The 23,108-nt window shown below is 66.4% G+C and carries 23 protein-coding genes; 17 read left to right on the plus strand and 6 right to left on the minus strand.

What is annotated here, in order from left to right:
• Positions 1-24: 24 nt before the first annotated feature.
• The 4 genes from MVF76_RS02890 to MVF76_RS02905 all read right to left on the minus strand — a co-directional run bounded on the left by MVF76_RS02890 (position 25) and on the right by MVF76_RS02905 (position 3,539).
• A complete protein-coding gene (locus tag MVF76_RS02890; RefSeq protein ID WP_297527284.1) occupies positions 25-2,046 on the minus strand; it encodes a methyl-accepting chemotaxis protein in 2,022 nt (673 codons plus the stop codon).
• A 57-nt stretch (positions 2,047-2,103) separates the two neighbouring features.
• A complete protein-coding gene (locus MVF76_RS02895) occupies positions 2,104-2,643 on the minus strand; it encodes a chemotaxis protein CheW (RefSeq protein ID WP_297527285.1) in 540 nt (179 codons plus the stop codon).
• 32 nt (positions 2,644-2,675) lie between these two features.
• Entirely contained in the window at positions 2,676-3,041 is a 366-nt protein-coding gene (gene pilH, locus MVF76_RS02900) for a twitching motility response regulator PilH (protein ID WP_297527286.1), read from the minus strand.
• Between the two features lie 141 nt (positions 3,042-3,182).
• Positions 3,183-3,539: a response regulator gene (locus MVF76_RS02905; RefSeq protein WP_297527307.1), complete on the minus strand. Its 357-nt coding sequence runs from the start codon at positions 3,537-3,539 to the stop codon at positions 3,183-3,185.
• Positions 3,540-3,834: 295 nt separating this feature from the next.
• Between MVF76_RS02905 and gshA the strand changes: the two genes are divergently transcribed.
• The 10 genes from gshA to MVF76_RS02955 all read left to right on the plus strand — a co-directional run bounded on the left by gshA (position 3,835) and on the right by MVF76_RS02955 (position 13,231).
• A complete protein-coding gene (gene gshA, locus MVF76_RS02910) occupies positions 3,835-5,127 on the plus strand; it encodes a glutamate--cysteine ligase (protein WP_297527287.1) in 1,293 nt (430 codons plus the stop codon).
• Between the two features lie 105 nt (positions 5,128-5,232).
• The gene (gene gshB, locus MVF76_RS02915) at positions 5,233-6,186 is read left to right on the plus strand and encodes a glutathione synthase (protein WP_297527288.1); all 954 of its coding nucleotides are present in this window, start codon (positions 5,233-5,235) and stop codon (positions 6,184-6,186) included.
• Positions 6,176-7,234, plus strand: a complete 1,059-nt coding sequence (locus tag MVF76_RS02920) for an FAD:protein FMN transferase (protein ID WP_297527289.1) — start codon at positions 6,176-6,178, stop codon at positions 7,232-7,234. Before gshB ends, MVF76_RS02920 begins: the two co-directional genes overlap by 11 nt.
• 48 nt (positions 7,235-7,282) lie before the next feature.
• The gene (locus tag MVF76_RS02925; protein ID WP_297527290.1) at positions 7,283-8,110 is read left to right on the plus strand and encodes an energy transducer TonB; all 828 of its coding nucleotides are present in this window, start codon (positions 7,283-7,285) and stop codon (positions 8,108-8,110) included.
• Positions 8,111-8,491: 381 nt separating this feature from the next.
• The gene (locus tag MVF76_RS02930) at positions 8,492-9,055 is read left to right on the plus strand and encodes a YqgE/AlgH family protein (RefSeq protein WP_297527291.1); all 564 of its coding nucleotides are present in this window, start codon (positions 8,492-8,494) and stop codon (positions 9,053-9,055) included.
• Positions 9,048-9,482: a Holliday junction resolvase RuvX gene (gene ruvX, locus MVF76_RS02935; RefSeq protein WP_297527292.1), complete on the plus strand. Its 435-nt coding sequence runs from the start codon at positions 9,048-9,050 to the stop codon at positions 9,480-9,482. The genes MVF76_RS02930 and ruvX overlap by 8 nt, the downstream gene beginning before the upstream one ends.
• Positions 9,475-9,981: a bifunctional pyr operon transcriptional regulator/uracil phosphoribosyltransferase PyrR gene (pyrR, locus tag MVF76_RS02940; protein WP_297527293.1), complete on the plus strand. Its 507-nt coding sequence runs from the start codon at positions 9,475-9,477 to the stop codon at positions 9,979-9,981. Before ruvX ends, pyrR begins: the two co-directional genes overlap by 8 nt.
• Entirely contained in the window at positions 9,978-10,964 is a 987-nt protein-coding gene (locus tag MVF76_RS02945) for an aspartate carbamoyltransferase catalytic subunit (protein ID WP_297527294.1), read from the plus strand. Before pyrR ends, MVF76_RS02945 begins: the two co-directional genes overlap by 4 nt.
• A complete protein-coding gene (locus MVF76_RS02950) occupies positions 10,961-12,271 on the plus strand; it encodes a dihydroorotase (RefSeq protein WP_297527295.1) in 1,311 nt (436 codons plus the stop codon). The genes MVF76_RS02945 and MVF76_RS02950 overlap by 4 nt, the downstream gene beginning before the upstream one ends.
• A 78-nt stretch (positions 12,272-12,349) precedes the next feature.
• Positions 12,350-13,231 carry a dihydroorotate dehydrogenase electron transfer subunit gene (locus MVF76_RS02955; RefSeq protein WP_297527296.1) on the plus strand — a complete coding sequence of 294 codons (882 nt, stop codon included), beginning with the start codon at positions 12,350-12,352 and terminating at the stop codon, positions 13,229-13,231.
• A gap of 4 nt (positions 13,232-13,235) precedes the next feature.
• Here the strand turns inward: MVF76_RS02955 and MVF76_RS02960 are convergent, their stop codons facing one another.
• Both MVF76_RS02960 and MVF76_RS02965 read right to left on the minus strand, forming a co-directional pair.
• Positions 13,236-14,390, minus strand: coding sequence for a PilT/PilU family type 4a pilus ATPase (locus tag MVF76_RS02960; RefSeq protein WP_297527297.1), 1,155 nt, complete (start codon positions 14,388-14,390; stop codon positions 13,236-13,238).
• Positions 14,391-14,432: 42 nt separating this feature from the next.
• The gene (locus tag MVF76_RS02965) at positions 14,433-15,470 is read right to left on the minus strand and encodes a type IV pilus twitching motility protein PilT (protein ID WP_297527298.1); all 1,038 of its coding nucleotides are present in this window, start codon (positions 15,468-15,470) and stop codon (positions 14,433-14,435) included.
• A gap of 146 nt (positions 15,471-15,616) precedes the next feature.
• Between MVF76_RS02965 and MVF76_RS02970 the strand changes: the two genes are divergently transcribed.
• The 7 genes from MVF76_RS02970 to MVF76_RS03000 all read left to right on the plus strand — a co-directional run.
• Positions 15,617-16,321, plus strand: coding sequence for a YggS family pyridoxal phosphate-dependent enzyme (locus MVF76_RS02970; protein ID WP_297527299.1), 705 nt, complete (start codon positions 15,617-15,619; stop codon positions 16,319-16,321).
• An 84-nt stretch (positions 16,322-16,405) separates the two neighbouring features.
• Entirely contained in the window at positions 16,406-17,233 is an 828-nt protein-coding gene (gene proC, locus MVF76_RS02975) for a pyrroline-5-carboxylate reductase (RefSeq protein WP_297527300.1), read from the plus strand.
• Positions 17,234-17,236: 3 nt separating this feature from the next.
• Positions 17,237-17,800, plus strand: a complete 564-nt coding sequence (locus tag MVF76_RS02980) for a YggT family protein (protein WP_297527301.1) — start codon at positions 17,237-17,239, stop codon at positions 17,798-17,800.
• Between the two features lie 4 nt (positions 17,801-17,804).
• Positions 17,805-18,098, plus strand: a complete 294-nt coding sequence (locus tag MVF76_RS02985; RefSeq protein ID WP_297527302.1) for a DUF167 family protein — start codon at positions 17,805-17,807, stop codon at positions 18,096-18,098.
• A 152-nt stretch (positions 18,099-18,250) separates the two neighbouring features.
• Positions 18,251-20,230: a dynamin family protein gene (locus tag MVF76_RS02990; RefSeq protein WP_297527303.1), complete on the plus strand. Its 1,980-nt coding sequence runs from the start codon at positions 18,251-18,253 to the stop codon at positions 20,228-20,230.
• A gap of 94 nt (positions 20,231-20,324) precedes the next feature.
• Positions 20,325-20,777, plus strand: a complete 453-nt coding sequence (locus MVF76_RS02995) for a DUF4426 domain-containing protein (RefSeq protein ID WP_297527304.1) — start codon at positions 20,325-20,327, stop codon at positions 20,775-20,777.
• A gap of 102 nt (positions 20,778-20,879) precedes the next feature.
• On the plus strand, positions 20,880-23,108 hold a 2,229-nt coding region (locus MVF76_RS03000), incomplete at its 3' end, for a bifunctional diguanylate cyclase/phosphodiesterase (protein ID WP_297527305.1).

Genomic DNA, 23,108 nt, shown 5'->3' on the forward strand with positions numbered 1-23,108 from the left:
TCATCATCCTGTCGTCCGTGTCACTCACTCAGGCAGCTTGAAGCCGGCCACCGACTTGCGCAGATCGTTGGCCAGTTCCGTCAGGTTGCCGATGGAGGCCGCCGTCTCGTTGGTGCCGGCATTGGTCTGCGTGGTGATTTCCTGAATGACGTTCATGGTCTGGGTGATGTTGGCTGCCGCCTTGGACTGCTGTGCCGCGGAACTGGAGATATTCTCGATCAGTTCCGCAAGGTGCGTGGACACACTCACGATCTCTTCCAGCGCCTCGCCCGCATCCTCGGCCAGACGCGCACCATTGACCACACCGGCGGTGCTCTGCTCCATGGAGATCACCGCCTCGTTGGTATCGGTCTGGATGGTCTTCACCAGGGCCTCGATCTGCTTGGTCGCGTTCGAGGAACGCTCGGCCAGTCGCTGCACTTCGTCCGCCACCACCGCGAAGCCGCGGCCGGCCTCGCCGGCCATGGCCGCCTGGATGGCGGCGTTCAGGGCCAGAATGTTGGTCTGCTCGGCGATATCGTTGATGAGTTCCACGATGTCGCCGATCTCCTGCGAGCTTTCGCCGAGGCGCTTGATGCGCTTGGAAGTCTCCTGGATGTGTTCGCGGATGGCATCCATGCCCTCGATGGTGCGGCGCACCGTCTTGCCGCCCTTGTTGGCGATTTCCACCGATTTCTGTGCCAGATCCGCCGTTTCCTTGGAGTTCTCGGACACCTCGTTGATGGAAATGGCCATCTCGTTGATGGCGGTTACCGCCGAGGTGATCTCCTGCGCCTGGTGCTCACTCGCGTCAGCGAGGTTCATGGCGGTCTTCCGGGTCTGCTCGGCAGCGCCACTCACCTGCTCAGACGTGGTGTTGATGGTGGTGACCACGTCACGCAGGGCGTCGATGGTGAAGTTGATGGAGTCCGCAATGGCACCGGTAAAGTCCTCGGTTACCGTCGCGTACCGGGTCAGGTCGCCATCGGCCAGATTACCCATTTCGTCGAGCAGTCGCAGGATGGCCTCCTGGTTCTTCTTGTTGGCCTCTTCCGCGAGCCGGCTGCGGCGATCGGCGTCGGACTTCAGGGTCCAGCCCAGCATGATCAGGAAGATCAGGGCAATGGCGCCGAAGCCATAGGCGTGGGCTTCCTGCACCAGCCGCTGCTGGGGCGCCAGCGCCAGGGCATTCTGCAGCTGCAGGCTGGCCGCGAACAGTTCATCCGACAGGCCGGCCGCCTCGCTGGCCGCATGCTGCACCGCCAGCAGCTCCTCGCTGCTGTCCAGCATCTCTTCCACATAGTCGCTCACGACCTTGAACAGCATGGAGCCATCGAACAGCTTGGCCTGAACCTCCTCGTTCTCGATCATCGGCATGACGCTGTTGCCACGGACCATGCCTTCCATCACCGTGCCGTACTCTTCGACGTCGTCGGCGAAGGCCTCGGCATCCGCCTCGGATGCACGACCGGTGAGCACGTTGCCGACGTTGGCGGCGATACGCTGGGCCAGCATGAGCTGGCGGCTGGCACGCCGAATCACGTCACGGCTGGCTCCGGTCTTGACCAGGATATCCACGACCGCCTCGTCATTCTCCTGCAAGCGTGCCATGTGATCCTGGATGGCCGCGACGGCCTCCTTGGAGAACATCACCACTTCCTTGCCGGCGAGCACAGCATCGACCTGGCCGGCGAATTTCGCCCAGGTCTGCTCGACCTTGACCAGCTCCTCATGGCCAAGGTCCTCCTCTTCGATGGGCGGAAGGCCGGTGGCCACGTTGCCGTTTCTCAGATAGCCAAGTGTCTCGCTGAAACGATCGCGATACCGGACCACCTGGTCAAAGGCATCTTCGCTGCCGTCGGCGGCATTGAGCGCGTACTTGGCGATCCGCTGCGAGAGCACCTGCTGCTCGCTGGTATAGCCGATCCGCTCCTTGTCGTAGGCCGCCTCCTGATTGACGTACCACAGGATGCCGAAGGTCGCGATCAGCGAGATCACCAGGCCACCGATGAGGTAACCCAGTCGCTTGCCGGCGCCCTGTTTGGACGATGCGTTTGCTGTGCTCATTACTAGTCTCCTGACCCTTTCACTTCCCCAAATGCGACAGTGCGTGCAGACCGTGGCCTACACGGCTGCCTGCAGGAACTGCGGTGTCTCGGCAAGCCGATGCATGCTGAACACACCCCAGAGCTCATCCCCCGAACGAAAACTGCTTTCCAGATACGGCCTCAGCGCCGGATCCTCTGTGGGCAGCTCATCGGTGGCTTCCTCGGGCAGAAAGTGCTTCAAACCCAGCACCTCGTCCACGATCAGCCCCGAGAAGACGCCCTTGTGATTGATGACCAGCACCCGGGAACGGCGCCCGGATACCGTGTTGCGCCCATGCAGGTAGCCACCCAGATCCATGATGGGCAACAGGTTGCCACGGACGTTGGCGATCCCCCGCACCCAGTCGCGTGCACCCGGCACCTTAGACAGGCCGGGATAGGTGAGGATTTCCACCACCTCGCCCAGCGGCGCCACCAGCCGGTGTTCGCCGAGCCGGAAACCGATGCCGACCCAGTCCTCCTTGATCTCGACCTGGCTGGGCAGTGGATGCGCATTGCGACGACACAAGGCTTCCAGCTCGCGCAGGATCTCGACCGGGTTGCTTGCCTGATTCATGTCATGCAGTCCCTGTTGCCCGCGATGCCTTCTCAGGCGCCCAGTGCCGCCTGGATCTTGCCGAGCAGATCGGCTTCCTGGACCGGCTTGGTGATGTAGTCCTTCGCGCCCTGGCGCATGCCCCAGACGCGGTCGGTTTCCTGATCCTTGGTGGTGCAGATGATCACCGGGATATCGGCCGTGTCGGCGTTCTTGGTGAGTTGGCGAGTGGCCTGGAATCCGTTCAGGCCGGGCATGACCACATCCATCAGGACCAGGTCGGGCTTCTCGGCCTTGGCGGTTTCCACGCCTTCCTCGCCGCTGCTGGCGGTAATGATTTCATGCCCGTTCTTCTCCAGCATGCTCTTCAGCACATGCATTTCCGTTGGAGAATCATCGACAATCAGAATTCGAGCCATGTGTAGCCTCCTTGAGTCATCCAGCCCGGGCCGCCACATCCGGACATGCCCTGCCACCATGTATCGCCCGCAACTGCGGAAAATTTAAGCGTATCGACCAACAGACGCCGAGACGGGCGGACGCCCGCCGGCCCGGTGCCTTTAATCGCGATGCACGTGTTCGCGAATGGCACCGAGCAGTTCCTCCTTGGAAAACGGCTTGGTGAGATATTGTTCAGAGCCGACGATGCGCCCGCGTGCGCGGTCGAACAGGCCGTCCTTGCTCGAAAGCATGATCACCGGCGTGTTGCGGAAAACCTGGTTGTGCTTGATCAGGGCGCAGGTCTGATAGCCGTCGAGACGCGGCATCATGATGTCGACGAAGATGATATCCGGCTTGTGATCGGCGATCTTGGCGAGTGCCTCGAAGCCATCGGTAGCGGTAACCACGTCGCAGCCGGCCTTTTTCAGAAGCGTTTCTGCGGTGCGGCGGATGGTCTTGCTGTCATCGATGACCATCACGCGGAGTCCCTCGAGTGTGTCCTGTTTTACGGCGGTTTCCACGGTGTCCCCCAATGGATTCGTTCCCTGTTTGTTCCCTTGACCCCGTTGTTCCGGGCTCAGCGGCTAACAGTTAGCACAAAACTTCTTGTAAATCCATTACCTGCGGTTTCCCTGCCCCAGGCGCATGTGCCGTGCAACCGGCCCGCGCTACGCCCGTCGTGCAGTCGGATCGATACCCCAAGCAGCGGAATTCCTTTACTATTACCGCTCCTGTCGTACCCCTGTTAACGGTCACCGCAGTCCAAACTTTATGCCGACCCAAGCGCTCGCCGCCGTTCCCCATCTCACCACGGCCCTCACCGGTCCGCTGCAGACCCTCGAGACCCTGCTGCTCGAAAACCAGAGCCGGATCGAGAGCTGGCTGCGCCAGGAGTGGCTGAAGACGCCGGCCCCGGTGTACTGCTCGGTGGATCTGCGCAACAGCGGCTTCAAGCTCGCCCCGGTTGATACCAACCTGTTCCCGGCGGGTTTCAACAATCTCAGTCCCGGCTTTCTGCCTCTGTGCATCCAGGCCATGCAGACCAAGCTGGAGCAGACATGCAAGACTGCGGCCAACGTTCTGATCATCCCCGAGGACCACACCCGCAACCTCTTTTATATGGAGAGCCTGGCGACCCTGCGCGATATCGTCGACAGGGCCGGGTACCGGGTGCGAATCGGGTCGCTGCGCCCCGATCTTGACGGGCTCGAGGTCATCGACCTGCCTTCCGGGAGGCAGGTGCGCCTGGAACCCGTCATCCGCGAGGGCCGGCGGGTGCGCCTGGACGGTTTCGATCCCTGCGTCGTCCTGCTGAACAACGACCTGATGGGCGGCACACCCGCCATCCTCAAGGACATCGAGCAGCCGATTACGCCGCCACCGGGACTTGGCTGGTCGAATCGCCTGAAATCGGCTCATTTCGGTCACTATCACGAGGTCGCGACCGAATTCGCGCGCCTGATCGACATCGATCCCTGGTGCATCAATCCGCTGTTTCGCAACTGCGGCAAGCTGGATTTCAAGAAGCGCGAGGGCGAGGCCTGCCTGGAGAAAAACGTCCGCAGCCTGCTCGAGGACATCCAGAAAAAGTATGACGAGTACGGCATCGACAAACCGCCCTTCGTGGTCATGAAGGCGGACGCCGGCACCTACGGCATGGGCATTCTCACGCTCACCAGCGCCGAGGACGTGCTGACCCTCAATCGCAAGCAACGTACCAAGATGGCCTCGATGAAGGGTGGCACCACCGTATCCCGCGTGCTGCTGCAGGAAGGCGTGTACACTTTCGAGACTATCGGCGAGGACGAGGCCGTGGCGGAGCCGGTGGTGTACATGATCGATCACTTCGTGGTCGGCGGCTTCTACCGGGTGCACACCGACCGCGGCCCGAACGAGAACCTCAACGCGCCGGGCATGCACTTCGAGCCGCTGGCCTTCGTCGAACCCTGCAACACCCCCGACCGCAGCCGCGAACCCGATGCGGAGCCCAACCGCTTCTACGCCTACGGCGTCATCGCCCGCCTCGCACTGCTGGCCGCGGCCCGCGAGTTGGCGGAGCATTGAGGCGTGAGGCGAAAAGTGTAATGCAGTATTTTCCTGCCAGGTCCAATCCCCGGATTCTGATTTCTGACTCCTGACCCCCGAACCCCAACCCACCGGACCCTGCCCATGACCCTGCGACTCGGCATCCTGATGGACCCCATCGGGCACATCAAGATCCACAAGGACAGCAGCTTCGCCATGCTGCTGGCGGCGCAGCGACGCGGCTGGCGGCTGGGCTACATGGAACAGGGCGACCTGTTCCTGCGCGGCGGCCGCGCCTACGCCCACCTGTGCCCGCTGACGGTTCGCGACGACCCGCACCACTGGCATGAACTGGGCGAACCCGCGCTGACCCCGCTGGACCACCTGGACGTGATCCTGATGCGCAAGGACCCGCCGGTGGACATGGAGTACATGGCCACCACCTACATCCTCGAACGCGCCGAGGCCGAGGGCGTGCGGGTGGTCAACCGGCCGGCCAGCCTGCGCGACATCAACGAAAAGCTGTTCACCGCCTGGTTCGAGCACTGCTGCCCGCCGACCCTCGTCAGCCGCAACGCCACCGACCTGCGTGCCTTTCTCGACGAACAGGGCGACATCATCCTCAAGCCGCTGTATGGCATGGGCGGCGCCTCGATCTTCCGCGTCGGGCGCGAGGACCCGAACGTCAGTGTCATCATCGAGACCCTCACCGACCACGGCCGCCGCTATACCATGGCCCAGGCCTTCATCCCCGAGATCACTGCCGGCGACAAGCGCATTCTGCTGGTCGATGGCGAACCCGTGCCCTATGCCCTGGCCCGCATCCCGGCGCCGGGCGAGACCCGCGGCAATCTGGCCGCCGGCGGCCGCGGCGAGGGCGTGCCGCTCTCGGCGCGAGACCGCTGGATCGCCGAGCAGGTCGGCCCCGAGCTGCGCCGGCGCGGGGTGCTGTTCGCGGGTCTGGACGTGATCGGCGACTGGCTGACCGAGATCAACGTCACCAGCCCCACCTGCATCCGCGAACTCGACCGCATCTATGGCCTGGACATCGCCGGTGACCTGATGGACCGCATCGCGGCGGGACTCGATGCGCGCTGAGACCGCCACCGGCGCCCTGCTCATCCTCGCCCTGCTGCTGGGTGCCTGCACAGCACCCGAGCCACAGGTGGCGCGACGCGACTTCTTCGCCATGGGCACCCTGGTCTCGGTCAGCCTGGCCGGGCTGCCGGCGGAACGGGCCGAGGCCCTGTTCGATGCCGTCGAGGCCGATTTCGCCGAACGCCACCGGCAGTGGCATGCCTGGGAGGAAAGCCCGCTGGTGCGGCTGAACCGCGCCCTGCCCTCCGGCGACTGGGTGCCGCTGGACCCCGTGCTGACCCCACTGATGGCGCCCGCCATCCGCCTGTCGGTACAGAGCGAACACCTGTTCAATCCCGCCATCGGCCGGCTGATCGCCCTCTGGGGATTTCACAACGAGGCGTTCGAGCCGAAGCTGCCGGACCCCGACGCCATCCGCGAGCTGGTGGCCGCCGATCCCCGCATGACCGACCTGGAACTCGACGGCGAGCGGGTGCGCAGCCGCAACCCCGCGGTCCAGCTCGACTTCGGCGGCTTCGCCAAGGGCTATACCCTGGACGAGGTCATCGAGGCGCTGCGCCGCGAGGGTGCCGCGCATGCGGTGGTCAATGCCGGCGGCGACCTGCGCGCCATCGGCCGTCACGGCGACCGTCCCTGGCGCATCGGCATCCGCCACCCGCGCGCCGACCGGGTGCTGGGCATGATCGAGGTCAGCGGCGACGAGAGCGTGTTCACCTCCGGCGACTACGAGCGTGGTTTCGAGATCGACGGCCGGCGCTATCACCACATCATCGACCCACGCACCGGCTGGCCGGCCACCGGCAGCCAGTCCGTCACCGTGCTGCACCGCTCGGCGGCCGTCGCCGACGCCGCCGCCACGGCCCTGTTCGTGGCCGGCCCCCGCGACTGGCGGCGCATCGCCCGCCGCATGGGCATCGAGGCCGTGCTGCTGATCGACGCCGAGGGCCGCGCCCACCTGACCCCGGCCATGGCGGCCCGGGTGCGGTTCGCGGAACCTCCGCCGCCGAGCATCGTCGAAGCCCTCGATGAGACGCCGCGCGCGCAATGAAGCCGTCGGGGCTATCATGAGGTACGAACGCCAGGAAGCCGAACCCGGATGACCCTCTACCAGGAGAACAACGAGGCCCTCGTCGTCAGCCTGTTGCTGGCGCTGGCGCTGCACGCCCTCATCATCCTCGGCGTGGCCTTCGAACCGGAGGATGGCAAGCGCAATCCGCCGGTGCCGACGCTCGACATCGCACTCGTGCCCCGCACCAATACCGAGACGCCCGACCAGGCCGAATACCTGGCCGCCCACAGCCAGAGCGGTGCGGGCAACACCCGCGAGCGGGTCGAGGCGCAGATGGCCCAGGAGGCCCGCGTCCGCAACGCACCGCCGCCGGAACCGGCACCGCCCGAGCCGGAAGTGCTCACCCGGACCCGATCGGACACCCGGATCGAGGTTGCCGACCTGAACACCGCGCCCGCCAGGCCCACGCCGACCGCGGCGGAACTGATCGAACGCAGCATGGAGCTGGTCACCCTCGACGAACAGATCCGCCAGTCCATGCAGGCCTATGCCGAGCGTCCGCGCCAGACCTTCATCTCCGCGGCCACCCGCGAGTTCAAGTACGCCAACTATATGAACGACTGGGTGAACAAGGTGGAACGGGTCGGCAACCTCAACTACCCCGACGAGGCCCGCCGCCGCGGCCTCAGCGGCAGCCTGCTGCTTGACGTGGCGCTCAATCCAGACGGCAGCATCCACAGCATCACCGTCCTGCGTCCCTCCGGACACAAGGTGCTGGACGATGCCGCCATCAACATCGTGCGCCTGGCCGCACCTTTCCCGCCGCTGCCCGACGACATTCGCCGGGATACCGACATCCTGCACATCACCCGCACCTGGGAATTCCTCAGCAGCGGCCTGTCCACCCGCCGCTGAACCCGCAATGCCCGGGCTTGCGGCCGTCCGCCCGCTTGCCGGATACTAGCCCGAAAGTTGCACGAAGCCGCTGGGAACTGGAAACAGGCTCATGGGTACAAAGAACGTCTTTCGTATATCAGCAGGCAGCAGCTTGTTGCCAGACCGCTCTGCCGGCGTCTGCACGTCTGGCGCGCCCGATCGCACCGCTTTTATTCTGGGCATCCTGCCCTCCACCCCTCCGGGGCCAAGGGCGCGAGGCGCCCTTGTTCAAAATCGCTCCCGGCGATTTTGTCACTCGAACCGTAGCGAAAGCTACGCTTCTCGCTCCAAAGCGGCACGCTCGAACACGCCAGACGCACATCCATCCGGCAGCTTCGTGCAACTTTCGGGCTAGGCGCCATGGACCCGGGCCAGTCGCTGCGCAACCACTTCCTCATCGCCATGCCCACGCTGGCGGACCCGAACTTCTTTCACACCGTCACCTACATCTGTGAACACGACGAGGAAGGTGCCATGGGCATCGTGGTCAACCGGCTCACCGACATGAGCCTGGGCGATATCTTCGCCCACATGCACATCGAGGCCCGCACGCCCGACGTCCCCGACCTGCCGGTGTTCCAGGGTGGCCCGGTGCAGCCCGAGCGCGGCTTCGTGCTGCACCAGCCGCTGGGCGACTGGGAGGCCACGCTCAGGGTGACCGAGGACATCGGACTCACCGCGTCCCAGGACATCCTCGAGGCCATGGCCGCCGGTCACGGCCCCTATCGCGCCCTGATCGCGCTCGGCTACGCCGGCTGGGGCGCCGGCCAGCTGGAGCAGGAGATGGCCGACAACGCCTGGCTGTCCGGTCCGGCCGACCCCACCATCCTGTTCGAGACGCCGGTCAAGGACCGCTGGGAGGCCGCGGCCCGGCTGATCGGGGTTGATGTGAACCTCATCTCGGGCGACACCGGGCATGCCTGACCCGGCGGCGCACCCGCCCCGCACCCTGCTCGGCTTCGATTTCGGTACCCGTCGCATCGGGGTGGCGGTGGGCCAGGCGGTCACCGGCACCGCGCGCCCGCTGGTCACCCTCGATTGTCGCGACGGGGCCCCCGACTGGGCTGCCATCGGCGCCCTGCTCGAGCAGTGGCAGCCGGACGCCCTGGTCGTCGGCCTGCCGCTGCTGGCCGACGGTTCCGAGGGCGAGACCTGCGAGGCCGCGCGGCGTTTCGCCAGACGCCTCGCCGGCAGGTATCATCTGCCCGTGCATCTTCAGGACGAACGACTCAGCTCCGCCGCCGCCGAGGCGGGCGGGGCGCGCGGCCGCGATATCGATGCCGAGGCGGCTGCACTCATTCTGGGCGACTGGCTGGCCCGACCCGACGAAGGAAACCCGCCGCATGACTGACAGCAACGAGGTCACCATCCTCATCGACAAGATGGCCGCCGACCTGCGCGCGCTGCTCGCCGAACGCGGGCTGGACGACTACGCCATGGTCGGCATCCACACCGGCGGCGTCTGGGTCGCCGAGCGCCTGCACCGCATCCTGGGTGTCCCACAGCCGCTCGGCAGCCTGGACATCTCCTTCTACCGCGACGACTTCACCCGCATCGGCATGAATCCGCAGGTCCGCCCCTCGGAACTGCCGTTCTCGGTGGACGACCGCCACATCGTCCTGGTCGATGACGTGCTGCACACCGGGCGCACCATACGCGCCGCCATGAACGAGATCTTCGACTACGGCCGCCCGGCCTCCATCCTGCTCGCGGTACTGGTCGAGCGCAGCGGCCGCGAGCTGCCCATCGAGGCCAACGTGGTCGGCCGCCACATGGAGCTGCGGGCGCAGGAGCACGTCAAGCTCACCGGGCCCGAGCCGCTGCTGCTGGAGGTCCAGACACAGCCATGAGTCGCAACCTGCAGCTCGACGACCAGGGCCGACTGCGCCACTTCCTCACCATCGAGGGCCTGAACCGCCAGATCCTGACCGAGATCCTGGATACCGCCGAGTCCTTTTCCGGGGTCGCGGAACAACAGGTGAAGAAAGTGCCGCTGCTGCGCGGCAAGACCATTGTCAATCTCTTTTTCGAGGCCAGCACCCGCACCCGCACCACCTTTGAACTGGCCGCCAAGCGCCTGTCCGCCGACGTGCTCAACATCAACGTCAATGCCTCCTCGGCGGTCAAGGGCGAGACCCTGCTCGATACCCTGCGCAACCTGGAGGCCATGCACGTGGACATGTTCGTGGTGCGCCATGCCGACTCCGGCGCCGCCCATTTCATCGCCCGCCACGTGGCCCCGCACGTGAGCGTGCTCAATGCCGGCGACGGCCGCCATGCCCACCCCACCCAGGCCATGCTGGACATGTTCACCATCCGCCGCGCCAAGGGCCCGGACTTCGGCCGCCTGCGGGTGGCCATCGTCGGCGACATCCTGCATTCGCGCGTGGCCCGCTCGCAGATCCACGCCCTGAACCTGCTCAACACCGGCGAGGTGCGCATCGTCGCGCCGCGCACCCTGATCCCGGCCGAGGCCGAGAGCCTCGGTGTGCAGGTACATCACCGGCTGGAGGACGGCATCCGCGATGCCGACGTGATCATCATGCTGCGGCTGCAGCGCGAACGCATGCAGGGCGCGCTGCTGCCCAGCGAGCATGAATATTTCCGGCTGTTCGGCCTCACCGAGCAGCGCCTGGCACTGGCACGGCCCGATGTCACCGTGATGCACCCCGGCCCCATCAATCGCGGCGTGGAAATGGAATCGCGGGTCGCCGACGGGGTGCATTCGGTGATCCTGGATCAGGTCACTCATGGCATCGCCGTGCGCATGGCGGTGATGTCGCTGGCCATGGGCCGGCAACCTGCCGAACCGGCACGGGAGGTACCACAGTGAGCAGCGACCGCATCTCCATCCACGGCGGCCGGCTGTTCGATCCTGCCGGCCGGCTGGACCAGGAAGCAGCGCTCCACATCGCCGACGGCCGCATCGTCGGCATCGGCCGGACGCCGGACGGCTTCCGCGCCGACCGGGTACTGGACGCCGGCGGCTGCCTGGTCACCCCCGGGCTGGTGGACATGGCCGCGCGCCTGCGCGAGCCCGGACTGGAGCACAAGGCGACCATCGAGAGCGAGACCCGCGCAGCCGCCGCCGCCGGCATCACCACCCTGTGCGTGCCGCCCGACACCCAGCCGGTACTGGACACACCGGCGGTCGCCGAGCTGATTCGCCGCCGCGCGGATGCCGCGGCCCAGGCCCGCGTGGTCTGCATCGGCGCCCTCACCCAGGGGCTGGGCGGCGAACAGCTGAGCGAAATGGCCGCGCTGCGCGACGCCGGCTGCTGCGGCGTGACCAACCTGTTCCACCCCCTGTCCAACACGCTGGTCCAGCGCCGCGCGCTGGAGTATGCGGCCACCTTCGACCTCACCGTGTTCCTGCATCCCGAGGATCACTGGCTGGCGACCGGCGGCTGCGCCCACGAGGGCGCGGTGGCCACCCGGCTGGGCCTGCCCGGCATACCGGCAGCCGCCGAAACCGCAGCGGTCGCGCGTGATCTGGCCCTGATCGAACAGACCGGCGTGCGTGCCCACTTCTGCCGCCTGTCCACGGCCCGCGCGGTACAGATGATCGCCCGCGCCCGCTACGACGGCCTGCCCGTCACCGCCGACGTCGCCGCGCCCTACCTGTTCTTCACCGAACTGGACCTGGCCGACTTCGACAGCCGCTACCACGTGCATCCACCCTTCCGCACCCAGCGCGACCGCGAGGGCCTGCGCGCCGGGCTGGCCCGCGGCGCCATTGACGCCCTGTGTTCCGATCACCAGCCGCACGAGGCCGACGCCAAGATCGATCCCTTCCCTGCCACCGAGCCGGGCATCTCCGGCATCGACACCCTGCCGGGGCTGGGCCTGAAGCTGGTCGACGAAGGCCTGCTCGATCTCGCCGACCTGATCGAGCGCCTCACCGCCGGCCCGGCGCGCGTACTCGGCCTTGAGGGCCTGGGAATCGGCCGGCTGGTGGAGGGCGGCGTCGCGGACGTGGCGGTGCTGGAACCCGATATCCCGTGGCAAGTCGACGAGAAGACCCTGCTCAGTGCGGGCAAGAACACCCCGCTGATCGGCTGGGAACTGCGTGGACGGGCACGCTACACCCTGGTCGAGGGCCGGCTGGTGCACTCGGCCACGGGCGACCCCGGGCGCTGACTCGCCGCCCTTGCGGGGGCGACCGCGCCGCGCGCTTTCCCTGCGTTATAATGCCCGCTCGCCAACCGGATACCCCGCATGACCTTCAGCCACCCCGACCATCGCGGCACCATCCATGTCGAGGATGCGCCCATTCTCGATCACCAGCCGCATCCGGCGGGGCAGTGGATCCTGCGGGTGGCGGCGCCGCGCTGTGCGGCACGAGCGGAACCCGGCAGCTTCGCCCATCTGCGGGTGAGCCCGGAGCGTCCGATGCGCCGGCCGCTGTCGATCATGCGTACAGACCCCGAGGCCGGCTGGGTGGAATTCCTCTACAAGGTGGTCGGCGAGGGTACCCGGCTGCTGTCCGAGTGCCGGCCGGGCGAGTCGATCAGCCTGCTGGGCCCGATCGGCAACCCCTTCCGCCCCGACCCGGAGCGGCCGCGGACGCTGTTGCTCGGCGGTGGCGTGGGCATCCCGCCCATGGTCTTTCTGGCCGACCGCCTGCGGCGCGCGACCGGATTCCGTCCCTTCGTGATCATGGGCTCGGAAGTCCCCTTCCCCTTCCATGCCCGCCCCTCCACCCTGCGCGTGCCGGGCATGCCCGATGGGGTCATCGCGGCCATGCCGCTGATGGAGGACTGGGGCATCCCCAGCCGGCTGGCCAGCCTCAAGGGCTATCCGGGCTGTTTCGAGGGCTACATGACCGAGCTGGCCCGCGCCTGGCTGGCCGCACTGGACGACCGCCATCGCGCGGAAGTGGAGATCTTCGCCTGCGGCCCGCACCCGATGCTGGAGGCCACCGCCCGGCTGGCCGCCGAATACAAACTGCCCTGCCAGGTGTCGCTGGAGGCGTTCATGGCCTGCGCGGTGGGTGGCTGCGCCGGCTGCACCGTGCCGGTGAACACGCCGGAAGGACCGGCGATGAAGCGGGTGTGCGTGGACGGTCCCGTGTTCGACGCCCGCGCCGTGTTCGGCTGAACGCCTATTTCGGAGCCTTGCGCGAAGCGACCTTGTATTGATCGCTCGGGTCCTGCAGGGCCAGGCCCTCGATGGCGTCGGCGAGCTGAGAGGGGTCTTCCTCGTCGAGCTTGATCATCAATCGCACCTCGTTGGGCGAATCGGCGTGATGCAGCGCATCCTCGTGGCTGATCTCGCCGGCCTTGTACAGCTCGTACAGGGCCTGGTCGAAGGTCTTCATGCCCTGCTGGTTGGAACGCCGCATCAGATCCTTGAGCTTGTGAATCTCGCCGTTGCGGATGTACTCGGCGGCCAGCGGGGTGTTGATCAGTACCTCCACCGCCGCACGCCGGCCACGGCCATCCCTCGTCGGTATCAGCTGCTGGGCGACGATGGCCTTGAGGTTCAGCGACAGGTCCATCAGCAACTGACTGCGCCGGTCCTCCGGGAAGAAGTTGATGATGCGGTCCAGCGCCTGGTTGGCATTGTTGGCATGCAGGGTGGACAGGCACAGGTGGCCGGTCTCGGCAAAGGCGATGGCATAGTCCATGGTCTCACGGGTACGGATCTCGCCGATCAGGATGACGTCCGGCGCCTGGCGCAGGGTGTTCTTGAGACCGACCTCGTAGGACTCGGTATCCAGCCCCACCTCGCGCTGGGTGATGATGCAACTGCCATGCTGGTGGATGAACTCGATGGGATCCTCCAGCGTGACGATATGCCCCTCCCCGTTCTGGTTGCGATAGCCGATCATGCTGGCCAGCGAGGTGGACTTGCCGGTGCCGGTGGCACCGACAAAGATCACCAGACCACGCTTGGTCATGGCCAGGTTCTTGATGATGGGCGGCAGGTGCAGGGACTCGATGGTGGGAATGCGGGTCTCGATGCGGCGCAGCACCATGCCGGCATGGTTGCGCTGATAGAAGGCCGATACCCGGAAGCGCCCCAGCCCCGAGGCGCTGATGGCAAAGTTGCATTCGTGAGTCTGGTCGAACGCCTCCCGCTGGGTGGGCGTCATGGCGCTGTAGACCATTTCCCGCGCATCCTCCGGCGAGAAGGGGTCCTGCGATACCGCCCTGATCTTGCCGTTGACCTTGATGCTGGGCGGCATCCCCGCGGTGATGAACAGGTCGGACGCCTTCTTCTCCACCACCAGCCTGAGCAGCTCTTGCAGATCCATGATTGCGACCCCTCCCTCGCGACCAGCGCCGCGGCGGACCTCTTAGCGGAACAGTTCCTTGTTGGCAGCCTTGGAGCGGGCGTCGACGCGGCTGACCAGTCCCTTCTGTACCAGGTCCTGAAGGTTCTGGTCCAGCGTCTGCATGCCCACCGCCTGGCCGGTCTGGATGGCCGAGTACATCTGGGCCACCTTGTCCTCGCGGATCAGGTTGCGGATGGCCGGCGTGCCGATCATGATCTCGTGCGCCGCGATCCGGCCGCCGCCGGTCTTCTTGAGCAGGGTCTGGGAGATGACCGCGCGCAGCGACTCCGACAGCATGGAACGCACCATCGACTTCTCCGCCGCCGGGAACACGTCGATGATGCGGTCGATGGTCTTGGCCGCGGAGCTGGTGTGCAGGGTGCCGAACACCAGGTGGCCGGTCTCGGCCGCGGTCAGTGCCAGGCGGATGGTCTCCAGGTCGCGCATTTCACCGACCAGGATGATGTCCGGGTCCTCGCGCAGCGCCGAGCGCAGGGCCTCGGCAAAGCCCAGGGTGTCGCGATGTACCTCGCGCTGGTTGACCAGACACTTCTTGGATTCGTGCACGAACTCGATCGGATCCTCGATGGTGAGGATGTGCTCGAAACGGGTCTCGTTGACATGGTTCATCATTGCCGCCAGCGTGGTCGACTTGCCCGAGCCGGTGGGGCCGGTGACCAGCACGATGCCGCGTGGCTGGTCGGCGATTTCCTTGAACACCGCGGGCGCGCCCAGCTCCTCCAGGGTGAGCACCTTGGACGGGATGGTGCGGAACACGGCACCGGCGCCGCGGTTGTGGTTGAAGGCATTGACACGGAAGCGGGCAAGACTTGGAATCTCGAACGAGAAGTCGGTCTCCAGGAACTCCTCGTAATCCTTGCGCTGCTTGTCGTTCATGATGTCGTAGACCAGCGCATGCACCTGCTTGTGGTCCAGCGCCGGCACGTTGATGCGGCGGATGTCGCCATCGACGCGGATCATGGGCGGGAGGCCGGCGGAGAGGTGGAGGTCGGAGGCGTTGTTCTTGACACCAAAGGCGAGCAGTTCTGCGATATCCATTCGGTTCCCCTGATAGACTGTTGCGCGGGCCGGCGACGCCCGGCCCTGTCCCTCTCCCTGTATCGTCCGCGGCGACGATCCCTTGACCGCGGCAACCGCGCGCGGATTCATTATTGAACCGATTGATTTGAAAGTATAGTCCGGCCATGAGCGAACAGCGTCAACAACAGATCCAAACGCGCCTCGCGGCCCTGCGCGAGGACGTGCGCGAGTGGTGCCTGCAATACAGCCGCGACCCGGCCGGCGTCGCCATTCTGGCCGTGTCCAAGCGCTTTCCGGTGAGCGACATCCAGGCCGCGGCGGCGGCCGGGCAGCAGCGCTTCGGCGAATCCTACCTGAGCGAGGCCCTGGCCAAGCAGGAGGCGCTGGCCAGCCTGGGCCTGGAGTGGCATTTCATCGGTCCGCTGCAGTCCAACAAGACCCGCCGCATCGCCGAACGCTTCGACTGGGTGCACGGCATCGACCGTATCAAGCTCGCCCGGCGCCTGAGCGAGCAACGCCCGGCGGGCCTGCGCCCGCTCAATATCTGCGTCCAGGTCAATGTCTCGGGCGAGACCACCAAGTCCGGCTGCGCGCCGGCCGCGACCGCCGAGCTTGCCCATGCCGTGGCCGAACTGCCCGGGCTGCGCCTTCGCGGGCTCATGACCCTGCCTGCCCGGACGCACGACTTCGGCGAGCAGCGCCGCGCCTTCGCCCGGCTGCGCGAACTCCAGGAAGCGCTGCAGGCAGAGGGACTGGCGCTGGACACCCTGTCCATGGGCATGTCCGGCGACATCGAGGCCGCCATCGCCGAGGGCAGCACCCTGCTGCGCATCGGCACCGGCATCTTCGGCCCGCGACCGGATCGCTGAACCCCACCGGAACCGCAATTGCCCTTTCGCCAACGAATCGGGAGAATAGCCGGCATTCCCCCAGCCACCGCAAAAGGCCTGTTCATGGACCAGCCCGAGCTGTGTTTCATCGGCGGCGGCAACATGGCTGCCAGCCTCATCGGCGGCCTGATCGCCGACGGCTACCCCGCCGACCGCATCCGGGTCGCGGACCCCGACCCCGCACGCCTCCAGGCCCTGGCACAGCGCTTCGGCGTGACCACCGAGGCCGACAATGCCAGGGCCTGCCGGGGCGCGGGCGTGGTAGTGCTGGCGGTGAAGCCGCAGGTCATGGGGGCAGTGGCCCGCGCCCTGGGCCCCGATCTGACACCGGACCGGCCGCTGGTCATCAGCATCGCCGCCGGCATCCGCACCGGGGACCTGGCGCGCTGGCTGGGCGCCGAGCTGCCGCTGGTGCGCTGCATGCCCAACACGCCGGCGCTGGTCCAGAGCGGGGCCACGGCCCTGTTCGCCACCGCCGCGACAAGCGAGGCCCAGCGCGAGCTGGCCGAGTCCATCCTGCGCGCCGTCGGCCTGACCCTGTGGCTGGACGACGAGGCACTGATGGACGCGTTCACCGCCCTGTCCGGCAGCGGCCCGGCCTATTTTTTCCTGCTGATGGAGGCCATGGCCGCCGCCGGCGAGGAACTGGGGCTGGAGGCCGAGGCGGCGCGGCTGCTGACGCTGCAGACGGCCTTCGGCGCCGCCAAGATGGCGCTGGAGGCCGAGGAAGAACCGGCCGAACTGCGCCGGCGGGTGACCTCGCCCGGGGGCACCACCGAGCGCGCGCTGGCCGTCTTCGAATCGGGCGGCTTCCGCGAGCTGGTGGCGGCCGCGCTGCAGGCCGCGCGCGACCGCTCGCGGGAACTGGCCGAACAACTGGGAAGGGACTGATTCATGGGTGCGGGCTATCTGACCAATCCACTGGAATTCATCATCGCCACCCTGTTCGGGCTGTATGTGCTGGCGATCATGCTGCGCTTCCTGTTCGCCTGGGTGGGCGCCGACTTCTACAACTCCATCAGCCAGTTCCTTGTCCGCATCACCAACCCGCCGCTGTTGCCGCTGCGCCGGGTCATACCCCCGATCGGGCGCATCGACACCGCAACCGTCGTGCTGATGCTGCTGGTGCAGATGGCCAGCGTGGCACTGATCCTGCTGATCCGCGGCCTGCCGCTGAACCCGATCGTCCTGCTGCTGGTGAGCCTGCAGGAGCTGGTGGGGCTGGCCTTCAACGTATTCATCTTCTCCATTCTCATCCAGGTGGTACTGAGCTGGGTGAATCCGCATGGCCACCATCCGGTGAACAGCCTGCTGCACGCCCTCAACGAGCCCATCCTGCGCCCGGCGCGGCGGCTGCTGCCGCCCGTCTCCGGCATCGACCTTTCCCCGCTTCTGGCCCTGCTCGCCCTGCAGGTACTCAAGATGCTGATTCTTCCATTGTTTTCTTTGCTATCCTGAAGCCGTGGGCAAGGGCTATCGCTGGGTCGGCGAGGATCTGGTGCTGGAACTGCACGTCCAGCCCGGGGCGCGGAGATCCGGATTTGCCGGCCTCCACGGCGACCGGCTGAAGCTGCGCATCCAGGCCCCGCCGGTCGAGGGCAAGGCCAATGTCGCCCTGCTGCGCTTCCTCGCCGAGGCCTGCGCTGTGCCGGTGTCCCGCGTCGCGCTCGAGCGCGGCAGCAGCGGGCGCCACAAGCGGGTGCGGGTGACCCGTCCCGAGCGCTGCCCGCCGGGCGTTTCGCTGCCGCCGGCGTGAGCCCCGTCACAGGCGCGACCCGGCGGCCCCAAGCACCTGTTTTTTCGGTTCAAGTTTTCATGCCCCCGGTCGCTAGGGGAGGCAAGGGAGCCGCCGGTCCGCGGGATCGGCGGGGCAGTGCATGCAGCAGAGGATCAACAGGAAGGCGACAGATGTCGGAAGACCGGTTCGGCAAGCGGCTGGCGGCCTATGACGCCTGGAAGTCGGATGTGCTCGCCACGCTCGTCGAGTTCCAGCAGTGGCTCGACGACCACGAACTCGACGAGGGCGAGAGCACCCTGCGCATCTGCGAAACCATGGACGCGCTGCGACGCGACCGCATCAACCTGGCCTTCGTGGCGGAGTTCTCGCGCGGCAAGACCGAGCTCATCAACGCCATCTTCTTTGCCAACTACGGCCGCCGCCTGCTGCCCTCCGATGCCGGCCGCACCACCATGTGCCCCAGCGAGTTGTTCTATGACCGCGAGGCCGACCAGTCCTACCTCCGCCTGCTGCCCATCGAGACCCGTCGCGAGGACAAGTCCCTCGCCGAGTACCGGCAGGAGCCCGTGCACTGGGTCAAGATGCCGCTGGAGGTCGACGACCCCGAGCAGATGGCCGAGACCTTGCGCGAGGTGGTCAGAACCAAGCAGGTGCCACTGGCCGTGGCCCGCGCCCTCGGACTCTACGACGAGAACCAGGACCCGCAGTTCAAGAAGACCGGCCAGCATCCCCAGATGGTCGAGATCCCTATGTGGCGGCATGCCATGATCAGCTTCCCCCACCCGCTGCTCAAGCGCGGGCTGGTGATCCTGGACACGCCCGGACTGAACGCCCTGGGCAATGAACCCGAACTCACCGTCGGCATGCTGCCTTCGGCACAGGCCGTGCTGTTCGTGCTCGCCGCCGACACCGGCGTCACCCGTTCCGATCTGGAGATGTGGGAACACCACGTCCATGGCGCGGCCAACCAGCAGACCCACAAGCGTCACCTGCTGATCGCGCTGAACAAGATCGACACCCTCTGGGATGACCTCAAGGACGATGCCTCGGTGGAGGCCAGCATCGAAAGCCAGGCCGGCAAGGTGGCCGAGATGCTGCACGTGTCCCGCGAGCAGGTGTTCCCGGTGTCGGCGCAGAAGGGCCTGGTCGCCAAGGTGCGCGACGATGACGCCCTGCTCGGTCGCAGCCGCCTGCCGCGGCTGGAGCGCTTCCTGTCCGAGCAGGTGATGCCCAACAAGCTCAACGTGCTGCGCGACCACATCATCCAGAACATCGGCGGCCTGCAGAACGAATTCGAAAGGGTACTCGAAAACCGCCTCGGCCAGACCCAGCGCGAGCTGGAGAACCTGCGCTCCCTGCGCGGCAAGAATGCCGACGTGATCCAGCACCTGATGCAGAAGTCACGCGAGGAACAGGCGGCCTACCTGCGCAACGTCGAGTCCTTCCAGTCCAGCCGCCGGGTGCTTGCCAGCCAGGCCCGCACCATGCTCGATGCCCTCAGCCTGGAGGCCTTCGACCGCCTGATCGAGCAGACCCGCAAGGACATGACGGGCGCCTGGACCACTGCCGGTCTCAAGCGCGGCATGCAGACCTTCTTCGAGGGCGCCAAGGACACCATGGACCAGGTCTCCCAGGCGGCCGACGAGACCCGCCAGCTGATCCGCGCCACCTACCGCAAGTTCCACGAAGAGCACGGCCTGCCGGCCATCACCCCCAAGGTGTTCTCGGTGGACAGCTACAACATGGACCTGCACCAGCTGGCACAGGACGCGGAGATGTTCCGCAACAGCCCCATCACCACCATGACCGAGCAGAGCTTCGTCATCAGGAAGTTCTTCATCTCGCTGGTGGCGCAGGCCCGCAGCATCTTCTTCCGCGCCAACCAGGATGCCGATGCCTGGCTCAAGGAGGTCATGAATCCGCTGGTCCAGCAGATCAAGGACCACAAGCGGGTCATGGAAAAGCGCCTCGACACCCTGCGCCGCATCAATGAATCCCGCGACACGCTGGAGAGCAAGATCGCCGAGCTCGAGGCCCAGCGCAAGGCGGTGGCCGAGGATCTGGCACGCATCCGCCAGTTGCGCGAGGTGCTCTCCAGGCCCCTGCCCGGCAACGGGTCCGCCGACAGCGACATCGCCGAGGCCGTCTGACCCCCAAGCCACGCCACCTTGAGGCGGCCGCCGGCCGTCCCCATGCTGTTCCCTGGTCTATACTCGAAGAAGAAACAACCAGAGGAGCAACGGCATGATCCAGAAGAAGAACCTCCTGGCCTGGGCGGCTGGCCTGCTGCTGGCCGCGGTCGCCGGCCTCGCCAGCGCCGAAAACGTGCAGGACTTCGGCGAGTACGTGGTCCACTACAACGCCATCAACACCGACATGCTCTCGCCCCAGGTGGCACAGGAGTACGGCATCAAGCGCTCCAAGAACCGGGGCATGCTCAACGTGGTGGTCCTGAAAAAGGTGCTGGGTGCCACCGGCCAGCCGGTGCACGCGAAGATCAGCGGCCACTCCATGAGCCTCACCGGCAAGCAGCACAGGCTCGATTTCCGGGAAATTCAGGAGGGCAACGCCATCTATTCCATCGCCGAGTTCGCGGTGAACAACGAGGAAACCCTCACCTTCACCGTGGAGGTCGTCCCCGAAGGCAGCGACGAACCGCTCACGGTCAAGTTCCGCAAGCAGTTCTTCACCCGTTGACCGGAAGGCAGGACCCCGTCCCGCCCGCCAGGGAATAGCGCGAGCGCTCGGCGCGTCAACAAGAGTTGATGCGGGCACGACGCCCCCAGGAGGAACCGGAGGATGCGTCTGCGCCTGTCGACACGCCTGATCCTCGGCATCGTGCTCATCGAGGCCCTGATGCTGTCGCTGCTGGTGGGAAACAGTGTGCGCCTCATCAGCAGCTCGCACGGCGCCATCCTCGAACGCACCGTGCAGGAGGAGGCCCGACTGCTGGGCAATCTCCTCGCTCCCGGGCTCGCCTTTCACGACCGCGCCAGTCTGCAGGACGCACTGAACCTCATCGCCGACAGCCGTAACCTGGTCTATGCCGAGGTACTGGACCGCAAGGGGCGGCGCATGGCCGTGATGGGCGCCCCACCGACGCATTTCACCCCGGACGCCGACTACGCCAGCGCCACCATGGACGGGGTGTTCGACGTCGAGCAGCCGATCGCGCTCACCGGCCAGCGGCTGGGTACCCTGCACCTCGGCATATCGCTGGCCGAGGTGCAGGCCATCACCCGCGAGACGCGGCTGCAGAATACCCTCATTGCACTCGCCGAGATCCTGCTCAGCATCCTCGCCACCGTCGCCCTGGCTCTGATGCTCACCCGCAGCCTGCGCAAGCTGGAACAGGGCGCGCATGCCTTGCGCGAGGGGCGGATCGAGCATCGCATCGATCTCGACAGCCGCGACGAGATCGGCGACGTCGCACGCGCCTTCAATGCCATGGCCGACCAGCTCCAGGCCACCCTGGACGAACTGCGCGCCGAGCACCGGCTGCTGGAACAGGAGACCGAACGGCTCGACACCCTGGTCAATGGCATACATGCCGTGATCTGGGAGGCCAGCGGGGAGGGACTGGATTTCGACTACGTCAGCGGCGAGGCCGAAAGCCTGCTGGGCGTGTCGCGCGAGGACTGGCTCAGGCCCGGCTTCCTGTTCGGCCGGCTGCACCCCGACGACAGCGACCGGCTGGCCACCCAGCTCCACGCCCTGTGCCGAAACCCGGAACCCTTCAACCTGGAGTTTCGCGTCTTCCGCGCCGACGACGAGCCCATCTGGCTGCGCGCCATCGGCCGCGTCGAGCGCGACGGAGAGACATGTCACCTGCGTGGCCTGTTGATCGATGTCAGCGAACAGAAGTCCGCCCAGGCCCACATCCTTTATCTTGCCGAACATGACCCGCTCACCGATCTCATCAACCGGCGGCGCTTCCAGGAGGAACTGGAGCACCACATCGCCTGGGCGCGCCGCTACGGCGAGGCCGGGGCGCTGCTGTTCATCGACCTCGACCAGTTCAAGTACATAAACGACACCTTCGGGCATGGTTATGGCGACGAATGTCTCGTCCGTGTGGCGCGTTGTCTGCAACGCAGCCTGCGCGAGACCGACATACTCGGCCGTCTGGGAGGCGACGAATTCGGGGTGATCCTGCCGCGCTGCGACCGCGAGGCGGCCACGCAGGTCGCCGAGGGACTGCTGCGCGCGCTGGGAGAGAATCTGGTCAGCTTCGGCAGCCACAGCACCACCGTGGGCGCCAGCATCGGCATCGTGTTGTTCCCGGACCAGGGCACCGATCCCAACCAGCTGCTGGCCATGGCCGACACGGCCATGTATGCCGCCAAGGAACAGGGACGCAACCGCTACTATGTGTTCGACGCCCGCGACCAGACCCGCGACCGCATGCAGGCCAAGCTCCACTGGGAATCACGCATACGCGAGGCCCTGGACAACGACGGCTTCGTGCTCCACTACCAGCCCATTGTCGAGCTGGCCAGCGGCCGCGCCAGCCACTACGAGGTCCTGCTGCGCATGCGGGATGCCTCCGGGGGACTGATCGAACCCGAACGTTTTCTGGGCATCGCCGAGCGTTTCGGCATGATCCGCGACATCGACCGCTGGGTGCTGCGCGCGGCCATACGGCAACAGGCGGAAAGCGCCCGCGGCGGGCACTCCCTTGCCCTGGCCATCAATCTCTCGGGTGTCCATTTCGACAGCCCCGAAATCATCGACTACATCCATGACACCATCGAGGCACATGGCGCCGATCCCCGCGACCTCATCTTCGAAGTCACCGAGACCGCTGCCGTGGGGCACCTGGAACGTGCGGAACTGTTTCTGGAATCACTGCGCGAGATCGGCTGCCGCTTTGCCCTCGACGACTTCGGCGTGGGCTTCTCCTCGCTGCACTACCTCAAGCATCTCACCGTCGACTTCATCAAGATCGACGGCAGCTTCGTGCGCAGCCTGCACGAGGACGATGCCAGCCGCGTCTTCGTCCGCAGCATGGCCGACCTGGCCCGCGGC

The sequence above is a fragment of the Thiohalobacter sp. genome, from assembly GCF_027000115.1.
In the GTDB taxonomy this organism is placed as follows: Bacteria; Pseudomonadota; Gammaproteobacteria; order Thiohalobacterales; family Thiohalobacteraceae; genus JALTON01.